Source organism: Rhizobium sp. P2_G2, assembly GCF_056403555.1.
In genome coordinates this window covers 82,596-98,889 of record NZ_JBFUFF010000018.1, presented here as the reverse complement: position 1 = coordinate 98,889, position 16,294 = coordinate 82,596, and the positions used below count along the sequence as shown (strand labels likewise).

The window sequence follows — 16,294 nt, the reverse complement described above, 5'->3', positions numbered from 1 at the left end:
TCACCCCGCCATCCGTCCACCAGATGCTGCTCACGCTCGAAAGCAACGGCCTGATCCGCAGGCAGCCACGCATCGCACGCAGTGTCGAACTACTCATCCACCACAACTGCCTGCCAACATTGCAGCCAAACCAAACCGTCAAATCCTCTGTGCAGAGGTACTAGTGCGAGATGACGACTTTATCGTCTCGGCAATTGGACGAAAGGTGCTACATGATATCGGCGAGGAAATGGACGACGCTCCCGAAACCGATCTGCCTGCCTTCTACACGCTTTTGCCATCGGACTCGGACCAAGCGAGCAATTTCGATCCGCCCCCCGGCCTTCTGTCAGGACAGCGACCGGTTTGGTCGGATGACCCGTGGACATGGACGTCGATGCTAAGAGGTCCTCTTCGTCTCATCTCGGATGCTACTTACGTGCCTTTGGAGCTACTGCGCAGACGGTGTGCGAGCTTCATGAGCAAGGAAGGTGGGAAATCGGCATTCGGACCGGGTGTAGAAGACGAGATTCTAGGACAACTTCGCCGACTGCATCTGCAGTTCGCTTATCGGCGCCCGATGGCCTCGTCATGCCTCCGAGCATTTGGAAAAGTTGTGCGTGAATTGGAGCGCGCCGGTGCGGTCGACCCAAACGTGTTTCACTCGCTCTGGGATGAAATGGGCGGGCCGTCTATTTCTGACACACTACCTGAGGATAGTCCAAGGCCGAGCTGGCTGGAATGGCCGGAGGTGACCAAACGGAAGTATGGCGGAATCGAAGGCGATCAGTGGCTCGAACAGTGCGAGAGCACGCTGCGGTCCACGCTATTGCCCGGCGAGTTCATCCTAGCGGAAGATTCCTACTTTTTGGTCCAGGCAGTTCGCTCTTCCGCCGACGTTCACCGCACAAGCCTGCCTAGCTATGTTGATGTGACAGAAGGTATCGGAGGACTGCCTCGGCTGTTCTCTCACGACGATCTCCGGCCAATGTACAAGCGAGCCGAAAGTCCGCTCGTTTGCCGCATTCCCGGCAATCTCTTTGGCGACTTCCGCAACGAGACCATCACCATTTGTCCCTTTGCTGCGCGAGACCTCAGTTGGAGACGCTCTGATACTAATCCGCTTGAGTTCTCTGACGCTTACGGAAAACTCGTTGCCAGAACGATTCGATGGGTGGAAGGTACCAAGCAGAAGACGCAGTATGACGCGGAGAGGTTTGGAACAGGGCAGCTACTGCTTCTCACGTCCGCTGGGAGGGCACAACTTGAGGCCGCAACGGGCCCACTTCGACTAACCGCAAGAGTCATCGCCACCTTTTCCGGCGAACAGGGGGAAAGCGACCGTCGCGAGATCGTTGCGGCTCATCAGCGCGAGAGCCAAGAGCTGCTTTCTAGAAATGTGATTTGACTGCAACGACGACGAGGAGGCTGGTGGCTCTATGAATGACGTTCCGACCGACACGCTGCCGACAATAACCTTCGGCGACCTCCTGCCAGGCGATGTCCTGCTGTACCGGCCTCTGAGGCCCAATGAGAACGAGAAGCGGATATCACAGGTCACGGACAGTCCATACACGCACGCAGCGATCTATCTTGGAGAGAACGAGATAGCCGAGGCTATGACGCCGAATGGCGTGATGATAAATCCACTCGACACATCACTTGAAGGTAGCATGTACGCCGCGGTAATGCGAAGCCAGTGCGGATGGGGGCAGGAGAGAATCGCCAAACTTTACGAGTTCGCGCAGAAAGTTGCTGGGGCGGGCGTACCGTTCCATAAGCGCGGGCTGGTATGCTTCTCCGACGCCAGTCAGAAATTCTTCGACAACCAGATGGCCATTATCGGTGCTAACTACGGTGAGTTCAAAACAGTGGAGCAACTTGCCGCTGGCTCCTACTTCTGCTCAGGGTTCGTGACAGCCTGCTACGAGGCAGTCGGCATAATCGACGAGACCGCACAAGTCGCCTATCCGCCCGAGGTCTATTCGCCGAAACATCTTTACGAGGACCCCACATTTGGATGGCTTCTCGGATATCTCGTTCCCTCTGGAGCTTCCGTTCCGTCGGACGATCCGACTCGGACAGTTACCCGTTGGGTCGACATCGACGCCCTGTCGGATTGTGAATAAAGTACGACGGATTGAAAGCGCGTCAGCACCAACAGAAGCGGTCATATGTCGAGGCTGCGAGCAGGCCTTTGGTGCACCCCCCATGGCTCGCATCCCTCCTATCGTCGGGCTGAGGCTCGGTCCTTTTAGAAGCTTGGTCGTGCAATGCACGTGCAGGCGGCGCGCATGCCAAATCTTCGACCTTGCAATCGACCGCAAGTTGCAAGGATGCGATCTGGTGAGGATCAAGATCGGCACGTTCGTAGGCGGTCCAACTATCAGCGACAGATCCATGGTGGTTGACCGTTTCAGTTCTAAATCGATGCCGACGCGAGGGGCATTCTGCCCGCTTGGCTGGGGGAGCGGGCGGCAGTGTGGATGACTTTGTCTTCCCAAACGTCAGCTTCGGAAGCGCTTTGTCCGAAAGCTGTCAGTCCGACTGCTCGGCCCCATGTCGGTCATCAATCAACGCACAGCCCATGACCGCTGTCGGCGTATGAACTGACTTCGAACTGTCTGTAGCCAAAGATGTTAATCAGCCCCTCTTATGCTCGCAATGGACGAGTTGATATCTAGCAGCCTCGCTGCTATCACAGGCAGTCACTCTCCAAATGCGGCACGCGTTGCCCGCTTTCCCAAATGTCCATCAACTTCAGAATTGCAGATGAGCCGCGCGGCGGGCTCACCTTCTATTTCATCCCATGCGATCACGACTTTTGCGGCGAAGATGACTACGATCGTTTTGGCCCGGACGCATTCAACGTACGAGAAGAAGCGTTTCTGTTCATCGAGGGCCTGGTGGCCCGTTCCTTCTCGGATTGGACCACTAATTATCGTCACTGGGGCACCGCTTGGGTCGCGAAAGACACCTGGCTCGATATCCTGCCTCGATTCCATGAACTGAGGCGTGACGTCAAAGGCAATGCGCGCCTGACGACAATTGTCAAAAGGTACGTGCTCTACGCTGGATTCATGCCGCCGATACGCAAGTTCCATCGAAAGGCCTTGCTGACATTCCTGGACCAGTTCGAGGAACGGGTACGGGTGGCGATCGAACGCTATCCCTATCTGCTGATCGACGGCATCTGACGCGCGAGCCGCGCGATATCACCATGACACTCAAGGAAATTGACCGCGCGACCTTCGAAGGCATTGCCGAGGTCGTCGTGGAATTTCCCTATAAGGACAGACATGTCCGGATAATCATCAACGACACGCTGCCCTGGGCGGCCGAGCAGGCGCTGGCTTTTTCACGCATGGTCGGACGACGAGATTGTCGCGTTTCATCTGGATGTCCTCGAAAGAAAAATCGAAGACTGCATGGCCGTCGCGGCAAGCGAGGCGTTCCAGATCAGGCATCCGGACACGCCGCTGGAGAATGTTCTGCTCATCCTCAGGCTTCGGCACTTGCCGATCCCCAGTGCGGAGGCGTTTCTGATGCTGGTTGAAGGCCGGGTGAAGAACGAGGGGATGAAGTTCCGTTACGGTCATGGTGGCGATGAAATGTAGGCGGCTTCAGGGGGCTTTCGCCGGAAACGGCGTCGATATTCACCTGCCGTCGCCAAGCACCAGCCCATCATAGAGCCCGCTCACCACAGCCCGCCTCATCCTGATCGCCAGACTGTCGTGGAAGATTTCCAGCGCCCTTTCCGCTTCCTTGCCRCTCAACCATCCATCGGCAAGGCGCCAGCGCCGGAAGAAGAGCCAGTCGAGCTCCCCCGCCCGAAAAGACTCCAGGTTTTTGCGCGCGTCTTCGACCGTGATGGGCTTGTAAGTCCTCCGAGCGGCGCTTTCGGGGTTTCGTTGAAGCTCCCTGTCGCGGTTTCGTTCCTGCACGGCGTTATATCRCACCAATGCCTTGGCGACGTCGTCCTCGGTGATCGTTACCAGGCGGTCCATCTCGGCACGGATATCAGCAGGGATCGTTTCGCACGCCGTCGCAACAGCCTGCGTAAACCGCGGATCGCGTGTGACGTCGACCCTGCCCGACCAGCCTTCGCGCCAGAAGATCGTTTCCGCAGCCTTTGTGACAGAGCTGCCCTTCGCCAGGCCAAGCGCCTCGAGAACGGGAACAAGTTCCTTGCCGACAAGGAATCCGCCAACGTCGGGCGCGGTTGCGGCATGGGGGTGGGAAGGGGGATATTTCAGGTGGCCAAAATGATTGGCCAGGCCGAGGACGGCGACGCAGATATCGTCCCATCTCGGCAAAGGGTCCGGCAATTCCGGATTTGTCCGTGCGATCGCTCCGCCGTCAAACTCATCGGCCACGCCAAGCTTGGCCAGTGCCTCGCAGCCTATCTGCCAAGCCGTCATAAACGCGTGGGACCATGCCCGTCTGGAGGGGTCCGGCAGGTACCTGTCCTCCGGAATGTTCCGCTTGAGGTATTTGATCACCTCTGTTGTCCAATCACCGGAAGAGCTGGCCTGGCTCACGCGTTCTCCGATCCAATCGTTGCTTCCTGCCGGCACATCATCAAAATGCACGGTTGCGCGGCCATTCGGGCAGCAATGACCGAAAACGACAAAGATAGCGTTTGACAACTCGCTAAAGCTGTACCGATTTCGCAGACGCTTTCGTCCCCGCGAAACGATACGCGCATGGAGGCCGGCATAGTGACAATAGAGCCGCCAACGTTTCGCCCCAATGGCCACCACGAAAACTGCCTGGTCACGGTTCTGCTCGACGTCGTGACGCAGAACCGCCTCAGCGATCCTTGCATGGCCGCAGCGGCAGATGGCGCAGCCCAATTCCACCTCATCCTAATTTAGTTAGGCGATTGCCCCGGCCTGCGCTAAAATGCCGCGAAGGCTCTCTCCCAGCCCGGGAATAGCCGTCTTTTTGGTTGGCAAATCGATGAAGCAGAGACTTGCCGCAGTCCTGGCCGCCGATATGGCGGGCTATAGCCGACTGATGGAAGCGGACGAGGCCGGCACGCTGGCGCGCCTCAAGGCGCATCGTATCGAGCTCATCGACCCGGTCATCGCCAAGAATGGCGGCCGGATCATCAAGACGACCGGCGACGGCATGCTGGTCGAATTCCAGAGCGTGACGGATGCGGTCAAATGCGCCGTGGAAGTCCAGCAGCGCATGAAGCGGCGCAATTCCGACCTGGCCCCGGACCGGCGCATCGAATTCAGGATCGGCATCAATCTCGGCGACATCATTTTCGAGGACGACGACATTTTTGGCGATGGCGTCAACATCGCGGCCCGCGTCGAACAGTTGGCCGATGTCGGCGGCATCTGCGTCACGGCGGCGGTGGCGAACCAGATTTCCGGCCGCGTCGAGGTTTCCCTCGAAGACCTCGGCGAGAAGACGCTGAAGAATATCAGCCGCCCGGTGCGCCTCTACCGCGTCGGGATAGACGCGAGCGTGCTGCCGGCGCCGCCAGCGGAAGAGGCGAGCGCCAAGCGGGCGGTCTCCAAACCCTCGATCGTCGTGCTGCCCTTCGACAATATGAGCGGCGACCCCGAGCAGGAATTTTTCGCCGACGGCCTGACCGAGGATATCATCACCGAGCTGTCGCGCCGCCACGAGCTGTTCGTCATCTCGCGCAATTCCAGCTTCGTCTACAAGAACCAGCCGGTCAATGTGCGCGAAGTGGCCGAAAAACTCGGCGCCCAATATCTGGTCGAAGGCAGCGTCAGAAAAATCGGCGACCGGGTGCGGGTGACGGTGCAGCTGATCGACGCCGTCAACGATTCCCRTATCTGGGCCGACAAATACGATCGCAAGCTGGACGATATCTTTGCCATCCAGGACGAAGTGACGTCGGCGATCTCGGCCACGCTGCCCGGCCGCGTCGAGGCCGCCCAGCGCGACCAGCTTGCCCGCACCAAGCCGGCCAATATGGCGGCCTACGAATGTGCGCTGACCGCCAAGGTGCTGCATCACCGCAGCACCGCCGCCGACAATGCCCAGGCCCAGGAGCTGATCAGCCGGGCGCTGGCGCTCGATCCCAACTATGCCCATGCGCATGCCTGGCGCGCCTGCATCCTCGGCCAGTGCTGGGTCAACGGCTGGTGTGGCGACAAGGACGCGCTCTGGGGCCAGATCTCTGCCGAATTGGAACAGGCCCTTGCGCTCGACGACAATGACGCCGACGTGCATCGCATCCTGGCTGCCGTCAATGTCAACAACAATGCGCTGACGACGGCGCGCTATCACCAGGAGCGCGCGCTGTCCCTCAATCCCAACTATGATCTGGTCGTGGTGCAGCAGGGCGAGCTTCTGACCTGGCTGGGACGGCCCGAAGAAGGGGTCGAGTGGATCCGCAAGGCCATGCGGCTCAACCCGCATCACCCCGAACGGTTCTGGAGCCATCTCGGCAAGGCCCATTTCGCCGCCCGCCAATATGGCGAGGCGATCGAAGCCTTCATGCATCTCTCGGCCATGGACCACACCCAACACGCCTTCGTCGCCGCCTGCTATGGCTGGCTCGGCGACGGCGTTGCCGCCGCGGCGCATATCGGCAAGGTCCGCGCGCTGGCGCCGGATTTCGGGCTGGAGGCGTTTCTGGGTACGCTGCATTTTGCTGAGGCAGCCGATGCGCAGCATGTGCGTGAAGGGCTGGTGAGAGCGGGGGCGGAGGCGGAGGAGACTGTGGCGGTGAGCGGGGTGGCAGCGCAGTGAGCGCTGACTAGCGCTCAGCCGAGCTCCTGGGCCAGCCCGATAAGCAACCCCCCGGGCCCACGGATGTAGCAGAGCCGATAGACGTCCCTATAGTCGACAACCTCGCCCACGAGCGTCGCACCACGCCTACGCAGCCTTTCGAGCGTCTCATCGACATCGTCCACGGCAAACATGACGCGCAGGTAGCCCAGCGCATTCACCGGCGCGTTCCGGTGATCCTCGACGACATCAGGCGTGAGAAATCGAGACAGCTCAAGCCGGCTCAGTCCATCCGGGGTGCGCATCATGGCGATTTCGACGCGCTGGTCGCCCAGGCCGGTGACGCGTCCGGCCCATTCGCCTTCGATCGTGGCCCGCCCTTCGAGTTCGAGGCCGAGGTCGCGAAAGAAATCGATCGTCTCTTCGAGGTCCTCGACGACGATGCCGATATTGTCCATCCGTTTGAGCGCCATGTAGCCAATCTACAAGCTTTCGTCGCGAACTCAATCGGCAATGGCCACCCGCTCTGCCGCTTGAATTTCCCCGCATAGCTGCGATACTCACATGCGGGGGACCGAACCATGATGCGTCGCCTCATGATCCTGGCAGCATTGCTGCTCTCGACGCTGGCGCTCACCAGTGCCGGGCCGGCGGACGACGGTCGCTTCTATGCCGGAAACTATTCCTTCTCCGACGAGCTCGGCGGCTTCCGCATCCTGGCCGCATCCGGCACCGGCACGCTGGAGGACCCGATCGAAATCCGCGAGGAGCTCTATTCGGCCGATCCCGTGACGCTGGTGATCCGGGCAGCACCGGCGGCAGGCCCGCGCGACATGCCCGAGGGGGATTTTCACATCAGCGTCGTCGCGGTCAACAAAAGCGGGCTGGCCTGGATCGAGTTCGACTTCGAACTGCAGGAGATCCGCGACAAGCCCAGCGATTTTTACGACGGCCTGTCGTTCAACCAGGTCAATCCCGATCCTTCGATGATCTCGTCGGACCATTTTGACGCTTTCGAGAACCATTTCGAGAGTTTTGACCGGCTGCGCTTCAAGGAGGGCCATGTCGATCCCCAGGACCGCGCCCGCTTCGGCTTCTTCATCACCGACACCACGCCTGTGCCGACATTCTACCTGCTGCAGGACCCGCATGTGCCGTTCTCGTAAGCCGCGCCGGAAAAGGGGCAGACTTAACCCGTCCCCGGCTGCAAACCCACCCGCTGTTTGACGAGAAGATCCACCAGATTGCCCGCTTCCTCGGCGATGGCCGGTACGGTGCCCGACTTTCGCGTCAGGGCGTAATCCAGTCCGGCGAAATAGAGCCCGGGAACCATGCCTATGCCATCGTCGTGAATGGGTTGGCCTGACGCATCGAGCGCACCCGGAAGCGTCAGCCAGGAAAAGTCGCCGGAAAAGCCGGTACACCAGATGACCGAGGCGATGCCGCTCTCTGCGAGATCGAGCGACCGGATCGGCGGGTCTGCGAGGCGCGGCGCGACCATCTCGGCCGGATCATCCTCGGCCGGCGGTGCATCGAGCCGGGCGCGCTCGATATAGGCGTCGACCACCCGCTTCACCTCCGCCGAGGCTTCGTCGGCAAAGCGCATGTGATCGCCGAGCTCGTCGCCGAAGAGGAGATGGCCGTCGACAACCCCATGGAATCGGCCGAGCAGCACCACGCCTTGGGCGCTCAGCGATTGCAGGCTGATCGTATGGGTGGCGCCGAGCAAGGGGCGCGCCGGCAGGCGGCCGTATTTGTCGATAATGTCCCGCCGCGGGACGTCGGCAAAACCCGACAGCGTCAGCCAGTTGAACATGTCGCCGCCCCGGTAGCGACGCACGAGCCGGCCGTTGCGGCTCGTCGCCAGAAACACCCGCCGTCCGGCCTCGACCAGATCCTCGGCAATCTGGCCGCCCGTCTGGCCGCTGCCAACCACCAGAACCGCACCATCAGGCAGTTGGGAAGGGTTGCGATAGGCAGAGGAATCAAGCTGAAAAACACCTACCGGCAAATCTGAGGAAAAGGGCGGCCGCAGCTGGCGGCTCTGGTTGCCGGTGGCAATCACGATCGTCCTGGCCAGCAGCATGTCGCCACCGGTGGTGACCTGAAAAATCCCGTCGGCCCGATCCAGCCGCTCGACCGCCACGCCCTGACGCACCGGCAAGCCGTGCCGTGCGACATAATCCTCCAGATAGGCGACGAATTCGTGATGCGTGACCGCGCCCCACGGGTCCGGTCCGTCATAGCTGTCGCCGGGCATGATCGAGCGGATATTGGTCGAATTCAGCCGGAAGGAGTCCCAGCGCTGCACGCGCCATGTCTCCCCCACCCGGCCACGCTCGAGAACGCAATGCGCCAGGCCCTGTCGCTGCAGGAAATAGCTGACAGCAAGCCCCGCGGACCCCGCACCGATGACAACCGCGTCCAGAATCCCGCCCATGCGTCCCCCTCGCGTGCTGCCGCTCATCCCCAGACGCGCGCGAGCATACACCAAAGTGCAAATGGCCGACATTGCCGGTCCCGCAAATTCGTCGACCGGACCGGCGCCATCGCGGCCGCTGCGGGAACATTCCGGCCTGCACCGCGTTCGAAGCCTCGCAGGAGTCTCGTTGCACACCAGGCATCCTGTAGAGCCGCTCTCGCCCACGGGTGAAGCCGGGCGCACATTGCGCGCCGCCCTGCAATGCAGAGCGGGTGGGAGCGACCAAAGCAGGAGGTGATCGTGCGATATAGGCCCAATTGCGACGTGCGAATGAACCGGTTTGAGCGGTCCGGCCTGCTCGCTCGTCCCCGCGCTGAGGGAAGCGGATCGTCGTCGGCAATCGGGATCGAGGCCCTTACGCACCTCTCCTGCCAAGGCCTTGCAAGGCCAACAAACTTCTTGCGTTTGGTCAAAAAGACCAGCAAAACTGCAAGCGCCTGCATTGGAACTCGTCCGAGTTCCAGATCAGCTCGAATTCAGGAAGCGGTCAGCGCGATCGCTTTCACGTCCGCATCCGGAACGGGTTGGAGGAGCCGATCCGGATCGTACGACGTCGACCGCGCCGTTGAGCGTGGCCATGCCGTCGCGGGAGCTCTCCTCATATGAAACCGTGTACCGCCAAAGTGCGCCGCAAAGGCAAGGGAGGAACTTGAATGTCTGACAGCATAAAGCAACCCGCCATCTGGACCCGTCGCCAGACCCTGTTGACCGGCGCGGGCATGGCCGGCGCGGCGATGCTTCCCATGGGTTTTGCCCGATCCGCCTTCGCTGACGACAAGCCCGCCATCGGCACCTGGCCTGCCGGATCGCAGGGCGACACCGTGTTTGTCGGCGCATCGGTGCCGCGCACCGGAACCTATGCGGTTCAGGGCGAGGATGAGCTCAAGGGCTACCAGCTCGCCATCGACCATATCAATTCCGGCCACGAGCTGATCAAGGCATTCTCGCCCAAGACCACCAAGGGCGTGCTCGGCAAGCAGGTGAAGCTCGGCGTCGCCGATTCCGCCGCCAAGCCCAACGAGGCGGTGCAGGCGCAGCAGCGCTTCATCAGCGAGAACAAGGCTGTGATGATCACCGGCGGCACGTCGAGCGCCGTCGCAGTCGCGCTCAACAAGCTGGCGCAACGCGAAAAGGTTCTGTTCGTCTGCGGCATCTCCGGCTCCAACGACACGACCGGCAAGGATTGCGTGCGCTACGGCGTGCGCCAGAACTTCTTTGGCCAGACCGCCGCCTCGGCTATCGCGCCGGTCGTTATCAAGGAGTTCGGCAAGAATATGAAGGTGGCGTATATGACGCCGGACTATACCTATGGCCATACCGTCACCAAGTCGATGCAGGACAAGACCGCCGACGCCGGCTGGACGACCGTGACCAACCAGGTTTCGCCGCTCGGTACGCCCGATTTCTCGTCCTATCTGCTCAATGTCGCCAATTCCGGCGCCGATGTGCTGGTCAACGTCAACTGGGGTCACGATGCAGTGCTGTCGATGCAGCAGGCCAAGCAGTTCGGCGTGCTCGACAAGATGAAGCTCGTCGTGCCCTACCAGGTGCCGTTCCTGGCGCGCGAAACCGGCGGCCTGATGGAAGGCGTCTACGCTGCCACCGAATATTGGTGGACGGTCGAGGACAAGTTCCCGCTCGCCAAGATGTTCAACGCCGAATTCGAGAAGAAATACGGCTACAAGCCGGAATGGGGGGCGGAAAACGCCTATGTCAGCTTCGCCCATTGGGCGCATATGGTCGAAGAGGCCGGCAGCTTCTATCCGCCGGATGTGATCAAGGCCTATGAAAAGGGCGAGACGATCCCTTCGTTGACCGGCGATGTCCATTATCGTCCCGAAGACCACCAGTGCGTCCGGCCCGTGATGATCGTCAAAGGCAAGAAGGCCGCGGATATGAAGAACAAGGAAGATTATTACGACATCGTCGAGATCGTGCCCGGCGAAGGCCTGATGCAGAAGCCGGATGCCTTCGGCTGCAAGCTTGGCGACTATATGTGACCTATCGGATCGAAGCGGGCCGGGCGGCCCTGCCGCCCGCGCTACCTGCCCGCCCCATCGAGGGGCCGGGCGAACGACAAGGGGATCCGGTAAGCCGTTATGATCAATTGGGCTAATTTCGTCTCGCAACTGTTCAACGGCCTTGCGCTCGGGGCGCTGCTGGCGCTCATCTCTTCGGGTCTGACGATCATCTATGGCACGCTCGGCGTGCTGAACCTCGCACATGGCGCAATGTTCATGCTCGGCGGCTATGCCGGCTATGTGGCCTACACATATACCGACTCCTTCGTCGTCGCGGTGATCGCCGGCTCGCTGTTCGTGATGATCGTCGGTCTTCTGATGGAGCGGCTGGTCATCCGCCACTTCTATGACCGCCCGGATGAAGACCAGCTTCTGGTCACCTTCGGCATCGGCATCTGCTTTGTCGAGATCGTCCGCTTCTTCTTCTCCAGCGATTCCAAAATGGTGCCGCCGCCGCCGCTGTTGCAGGGCATTACGCCACTTGGTTTCATGCTCTACCCGACCTATCGCCTGGCCGTGGTTGGCATTGTCGCGGTGGCGCTGATCATCCTGTTTCTGGTTCTCTATCGCTCGCGCCTCGGCATGATCGTGCGCGCCGGCATCGAAGATTCCGTCATGGTCTCCTCGCTCGGCATCAATGTCCACCGCGTGTTCATGATCGTCTTCGGCATCGGCGCCATGGCCGCCGGCTTTGCCGGCATCATCAACGCGCCCGTCGTGTCGCTGACGCCGGGCATGGGCGACGACATCCTGGTCGAAACCTTCGTCGTGGTGGTGATCGGCGGCGTCGGCTCGTTTCCGGGCGCGGTGCTGGGCGGTCTGATTGCCGGCGAAATCATCAGCCTGACATCCATGGTCAACCCCGGCTACGCCTATGTCATGCTGTTTGCGGCGATGACGCTGGTGCTGGTGCTGCGCCCTCGCGGCCTGCTCGGCAGCCAGGGCAGAGAATGAGCGCGGTCGCCTGATGCTGAAATCCCGTCCCTTCCTGATCGAGGCGCTGACCGCAGCCGGTCTGCTGATCGCCCCCTTCATCCTGCCCCATCTCGGCTTCGCGCCGAACACCGTCAACCGCATCCTCGTCTGGGGTCTGTTCGGCATCGGCTTCGACATCTTGTTCGGCTTCACCGGGCTCTTGTCGTTCGGCCAGTCGGCCTTCTACGGCACCGGCGGATTTGTCGCCGCCTATCTGTTGACCATAGCCGGCTTTCCCTATGTCATCCCGGCCTTGATCATCGGCATGATCGCAGCCGGGATCGTCGGCTATCTCATCGGCCTGATCGCGCTCAGGCGGACCGGCATCTACTTCGCCATGATCACGGTTGCGATCGCCGAAGTCTTCTTCTTCGTCGAGTTCAATCCGCTGGCGGACTTTACCGGTGGCGAAAACGGCCTGCCGGGCGTGCCGACGCCCAGCCTGCCGCTCGGCTTCACCACGCTCAATTTCGACACAGGCTGGGCGCTCTACCAGTTCCTCGCGGTGTGCTACTTCATCGGCATCGTGCTGGCTTTGCGCATCGTGCGCTCGCCTGTCGGCGCGATCTTCAGGGCCATTCGCGAGAACCCGCTGCGCGCCACGGCCGTTGGCCACAACATCCACGGCTATAAGCTGACGGCCTTCGTCATTGCCGCGGCCTATGCCGGCTTTGCCGGCGGCTGTCTCGGCGTTCTCCAGGCCTTCATGCCGCCCGATGCCTTTACCTTCGACACATCCGGCCAGCTGGTCATGCAGGCGGCGATCGGCGGCACCGGCACCCTGTTCGGCCCCTTGCTGGGCGCCGCAGTCTGGCTCTTCCTGCAGGATTTTCTGCAGGGTGCCCTTGGCCTGGGTGCCGCCTGGAAGCTCGTGCTCGGCCTAGTCTTCGTGCTTCTGGTCTGCTTCCTGCGCCACGGTTTGATCGGCGGCGTCGTGGATCTCTATGCACTCGCCACCGGCAAGCGCGCCACGAGCGAACCCGAGGAGCAGAATCCGGAGCCTGTCACCCAGCCGGCGGCCGTGAAGATGGCGCCGACCCCGGCAGCCCCAGCCCACCGCCATACGGAAAGCAATGTGGGCGGCCCGATCCTGCAGGCAACCGGCCTCACCCGGCGCTTCGGCGGCCTGGTCGCCAACAACAATATCGACTTTTCCGTCAATCATGGCGCACTGCACGGCATTATCGGCCCGAACGGCGCCGGCAAGTCGACCTTCTTCAAAATGCTGACCTGCGAGCTGCCGCCATCCTCCGGCAGGATCGTCTTCGAAGGCCGCGACATCACCGGCATGTCGGTCACCGATGTCTGCCAGCTCGGCCTGACCAAGAGCTATCAGGTCAACCAGCTGTTCAACCGGTTGACGGTCCGCGAAAACGTCACCGTTGCCGCGCTTGCGGAACTGCGCGGCCGGTTCCGGCTCGACCTGTTCCGCAATATGAGGAAGATGCCCGAGCTGAAGGCTGAGGTCGAGCATACGCTCGAACTGGTCGATCTGACCGGCCGCGTCGACACGCCAGTCTCCGACCTCGCCTATGGCGAAAAACGCCGGCTCGAGATCGGCCTGGCGCTGGCGTCGTCGCCCAGCCTGCTGCTGCTCGACGAGCCGCTTGCCGGCATGAGCCCGCGCGAGCGGGTGGAAACAGTCGCCCTGTTGAAATCGATCAGCCAGGGCCGCACCATGGTCGTCATCGACCATGACATGGATTCGCTGTTCGAGCTCGTCTCCAAGGTCACCGTGCTGCAGGAAGGACGCGTGCTGGTGGAAGGCACGCCCGATGAGATCAAGAGCAATGAAAAGGTGCAGGAAGCCTATCTCGGCGGCATGCACGGGGTGTTCGAATGAGTCTTCTGGAGGTCGCAGGGCTCAACGCTTATTACGGCGACAGTCATATCCTGTTCGACGTGTCGATGCATGTCGAGCGCAACGAGGTCGTGGCGCTTCTGGGCCGCAACGGCGCCGGCAAGTCCACGACGCTGAAAAGCCTGATGGGCGTAGTGACGCCGAAATCCGGCTCGGTCAAGTTCGATGGCGCGGAGATTGCCGGCAGGAAAAGCCACGCCATCGCTCAGGCCGGCATGCAGCTCGTGCATGAGGACCGGCGCGTCTTCGGCAGCCTCAATGTCGAGGAAAACCTCGTGCTTGCCGGGTTGAGCGCCAGGGGCAAATGGCCGCTCGACCGCATCTACGAGATGTTCCCGCGCCTCAAAGAGCGTCGGACAAGCCGCGGCACGGACCTGTCGGGCGGCGAGCAGCAGATGCTGGCCATCGCCCGCGCCCTGATCCGCGACCCGAAAGTGCTGCTGCTGGACGAGCCGTTCGAGGGCCTTGCCCCCATCATCGTCCGCGACCTGCTGGCGACCTGCAAGGCCCTGGCGGCGGCCGGGCAGACGATCGTCATCGTCGAGCAGAACATCGCCGCCGCCCTTTCCATCGCCAACCGCGTCTATATCCTCAACAACGGCCACATCGTCAGCGAAGGCACGTCGCAGGACATCAAGGCCACACCGGCCATCCTCAGCCGTTATCTCGGCGTGTAGAGACGTCGGCTGAAATACCGCCTTGCAATGGGCTCGGAAGGACAGGACGGAGCTGGCACAGATGTCGGCCCAGCCCACCAGGGGCGCCTGAACGCCCCTCTCCGCCACACTCACGCGGGCCGATAAATCTGCGTCACCGACCCCTTCGGAAACACTTTCGTGCTGACCAACTCCAGCGGCCGCGGCGCCGCAATATCGGCGAAGATCGGCAAGCCCTTGCCCAGCACGATCGGATAGACCATCAGCATATAGCGATCGACCAGATTGCCGGCGATCAGGCTGCGCGCAAACGTGGCACCCCCATGCGCAATGATCGGCTTGCCATCCATTGCCTTCAGCCGGTCGATCTCCTCGGCCAGATCGCCGCTCAGCACAGTGGCCTCGGCCCAGCTCTCCGCCCCGGCCTGCCGCTTCAGCGACGCAGCGCCTGCCACGACGCTCTCCACCATCTTAGGCGCTTCGAGGATCGCCGCCCCCTGTTTGGAAAACACCGCCTTGGGGATCGTGTTCATCGCCGGCGCGAACACTGTGGTGGAAGTCGGCCAATAGGAGGCCATGCCGAGAAAGGTGCGGCTGCCCATGATATGCAGCCCGGCATTGGCGACATTCTCCACCTTCCAGGCAATCGCCTCCTGGTCGCCGGAAAATATCCAGTCGATCTCGCCCTTCGGGCCGCTGACAAAACCGTCGAGCGACATGGACATGGTCAGGATGAGTTCTCGCATTTGGATCTCCTTGCATTGGTATGGTCCAAGGACGGGCGGTGTGGATGGGTTCCGACAGAGCGATGCGGATAAATCGAAAGATCAATTTCGGGTGAAGGTCAAGATCATGGCTTGGCAGGGGATTGTCGACTTAATCTGCGCAGTTATACTGATCAGGACGGTCATGGCGCTGCGGAGAAGGCTGCACATCCGTGCCACGGAAGGCGATGCATTCCCATGTGAGGGCAGGATGTGGGAACCAAGCTGTAGAAGATCTTCTTTGGCCCTTCGCRCATGGCGGCACCCCCCTCTGCCCTGCCGGGCATCTCCCCCTCAAGGGGGGAGATTGGATGGGGCATCGCCCTGCCCCAAACCTCTGCCCCGCACCCTGTGCTCGACATGGATTTGAGGCGAAAAGCGTGCCACTTGCCAATCTCCCCCCTTGAGGGGGAGATGTCCGGCAGGACAGAGGGGGGTAGCCACAGATGCCTTCGCTTACGTCCTTTGACGGGCAAAGGAATATCTTGAAGACTACAGTCGGAGAGTGAAGCAATGACCCAGGCGAGTAAACCTTACGACGCCGGTAAGCGGGACGAGCTTTTGCGCGACCCTGAAAACGCTGCTTTCTACTTGGAGCAAATATTGGAGGGCGGCAATATGGAGCTTTTCGGGAGGCTTTGCGCCATGTCGCAAAAGCCCAGGAGGGTGGTGTGGCCGGAATTGCCAAAAAAGCCAGCCTCAGCCGGGAAAATCTGTATGATGCCCTTTCCAAGGACGGCGACCCCAAAATGGAAACCATCAACAAGACGCTCGCAGCCTTGGGCTTGCGGTTTGCGATCACTCCAGCCCACCAATAATGGCAGTCGCTGAAGGGT

General features: G+C 61.3%; 15 protein-coding genes. 11 read left to right on the top strand and 4 right to left on the bottom strand.

Going from position 1 to position 16,294, the window contains the following annotated elements; translation table 11 throughout:
* Nucleotides 1–457: 457 nt before the first annotated feature.
* From AC1D06_RS15935 to AC1D06_RS15920, 4 genes are all read left to right on the top strand, one after another.
* Entirely contained in the window at nucleotides 458–1,387 is a 930-nt protein-coding gene (locus tag AC1D06_RS15935) for a hypothetical protein (protein ID WP_477986977.1), read from the top strand.
* A 31-nt stretch (nucleotides 1,388–1,418) separates the two neighbouring features.
* Nucleotides 1,419–2,108 (top strand): C40 family peptidase, encoded by a 690-nt coding sequence (locus AC1D06_RS15930; protein ID WP_477986976.1) that lies wholly within the window; start codon nucleotides 1,419–1,421, stop codon nucleotides 2,106–2,108.
* Between the two features lie 618 nt (nucleotides 2,109–2,726).
* Complete coding sequence (locus AC1D06_RS15925) at nucleotides 2,727–3,176, top strand: hypothetical protein (protein WP_477986975.1); 450 nt, start codon at nucleotides 2,727–2,729, stop codon at nucleotides 3,174–3,176.
* 23 nt (nucleotides 3,177–3,199) lie between these two features.
* The gene (locus AC1D06_RS15920) at nucleotides 3,200–3,535 is read left to right on the top strand and encodes a hypothetical protein (RefSeq protein WP_477986974.1); all 336 of its coding nucleotides are present in this window, start codon (nucleotides 3,200–3,202) and stop codon (nucleotides 3,533–3,535) included.
* Nucleotides 3,536–3,635: 100 nt separating this feature from the next.
* Here AC1D06_RS15920 and AC1D06_RS15915 read toward each other — a convergent pair whose 3' ends face one another.
* A complete protein-coding gene (locus AC1D06_RS15915) occupies nucleotides 3,636–4,835 on the bottom strand; it encodes a hypothetical protein (RefSeq protein ID WP_477986973.1) in 1,200 nt (399 codons plus the stop codon).
* 106 nt (nucleotides 4,836–4,941) lie between these two features.
* Here AC1D06_RS15915 and AC1D06_RS15910 point away from each other — a divergent pair, with 106 nt between their 5' ends.
* Nucleotides 4,942–6,720 (top strand): adenylate/guanylate cyclase domain-containing protein, encoded by a 1,779-nt coding sequence (locus AC1D06_RS15910; RefSeq protein WP_477986971.1) that lies wholly within the window; start codon nucleotides 4,942–4,944, stop codon nucleotides 6,718–6,720.
* Between the two features lie 14 nt (nucleotides 6,721–6,734).
* Here AC1D06_RS15910 and AC1D06_RS15905 read toward each other — a convergent pair whose 3' ends face one another.
* On the bottom strand, nucleotides 6,735–7,172 hold the full coding sequence (locus AC1D06_RS15905) for a VOC family protein (protein WP_477986970.1): 438 nt from the start codon (nucleotides 7,170–7,172) through the stop codon (nucleotides 6,735–6,737).
* A gap of 108 nt (nucleotides 7,173–7,280) precedes the next feature.
* On the opposite strand from AC1D06_RS15905, the gene AC1D06_RS15900 reads away from it, so the two are divergent.
* Entirely contained in the window at nucleotides 7,281–7,865 is a 585-nt protein-coding gene (locus AC1D06_RS15900; RefSeq protein WP_477986968.1) for a hypothetical protein, read from the top strand.
* A gap of 23 nt (nucleotides 7,866–7,888) precedes the next feature.
* Here the strand turns inward: AC1D06_RS15900 and AC1D06_RS15895 are convergent, their stop codons facing one another.
* Nucleotides 7,889–9,139, bottom strand: coding sequence for a flavin-containing monooxygenase (locus AC1D06_RS15895; RefSeq protein WP_477986967.1), 1,251 nt, complete (start codon nucleotides 9,137–9,139; stop codon nucleotides 7,889–7,891).
* Between the two features lie 695 nt (nucleotides 9,140–9,834).
* Here AC1D06_RS15895 and AC1D06_RS15890 point away from each other — a divergent pair.
* The 4 genes from AC1D06_RS15890 to AC1D06_RS15875 all read left to right on the top strand — a co-directional run bounded on the left by AC1D06_RS15890 (nucleotide 9,835) and on the right by AC1D06_RS15875 (nucleotide 14,715).
* Nucleotides 9,835–11,181: a substrate-binding protein gene (locus AC1D06_RS15890; protein WP_477986965.1), complete on the top strand. Its 1,347-nt coding sequence runs from the start codon at nucleotides 9,835–9,837 to the stop codon at nucleotides 11,179–11,181.
* A gap of 99 nt (nucleotides 11,182–11,280) precedes the next feature.
* Entirely contained in the window at nucleotides 11,281–12,156 is an 876-nt protein-coding gene (locus AC1D06_RS15885) for a branched-chain amino acid ABC transporter permease (protein ID WP_477986964.1), read from the top strand.
* A 13-nt stretch (nucleotides 12,157–12,169) separates the two neighbouring features.
* The gene (locus AC1D06_RS15880; RefSeq protein WP_477986963.1) at nucleotides 12,170–14,020 is read left to right on the top strand and encodes a branched-chain amino acid ABC transporter ATP-binding protein/permease; all 1,851 of its coding nucleotides are present in this window, start codon (nucleotides 12,170–12,172) and stop codon (nucleotides 14,018–14,020) included.
* Nucleotides 14,017–14,715: an ABC transporter ATP-binding protein gene (locus AC1D06_RS15875; RefSeq protein ID WP_477986962.1), complete on the top strand. Its 699-nt coding sequence runs from the start codon at nucleotides 14,017–14,019 to the stop codon at nucleotides 14,713–14,715. Before AC1D06_RS15880 ends, AC1D06_RS15875 begins: the two co-directional genes overlap by 4 nt.
* A gap of 110 nt (nucleotides 14,716–14,825) precedes the next feature.
* Here the strand turns inward: AC1D06_RS15875 and AC1D06_RS15870 are convergent, their stop codons facing one another.
* Nucleotides 14,826–15,440 carry a dihydrofolate reductase family protein gene (locus tag AC1D06_RS15870; RefSeq protein WP_477986960.1) on the bottom strand — a complete coding sequence of 205 codons (615 nt, stop codon included), beginning with the start codon at nucleotides 15,438–15,440 and terminating at the stop codon, nucleotides 14,826–14,828.
* A 656-nt stretch (nucleotides 15,441–16,096) separates the two neighbouring features.
* Between AC1D06_RS15870 and AC1D06_RS15865 the strand changes: the two genes are divergently transcribed.
* Nucleotides 16,097–16,276 carry a helix-turn-helix domain-containing transcriptional regulator gene (locus tag AC1D06_RS15865; protein WP_477986958.1) on the top strand — a complete coding sequence of 60 codons (180 nt, stop codon included), beginning with the start codon at nucleotides 16,097–16,099 and terminating at the stop codon, nucleotides 16,274–16,276.
* The last annotated feature ends 18 nt before the right edge of the window (nucleotides 16,277–16,294 follow it).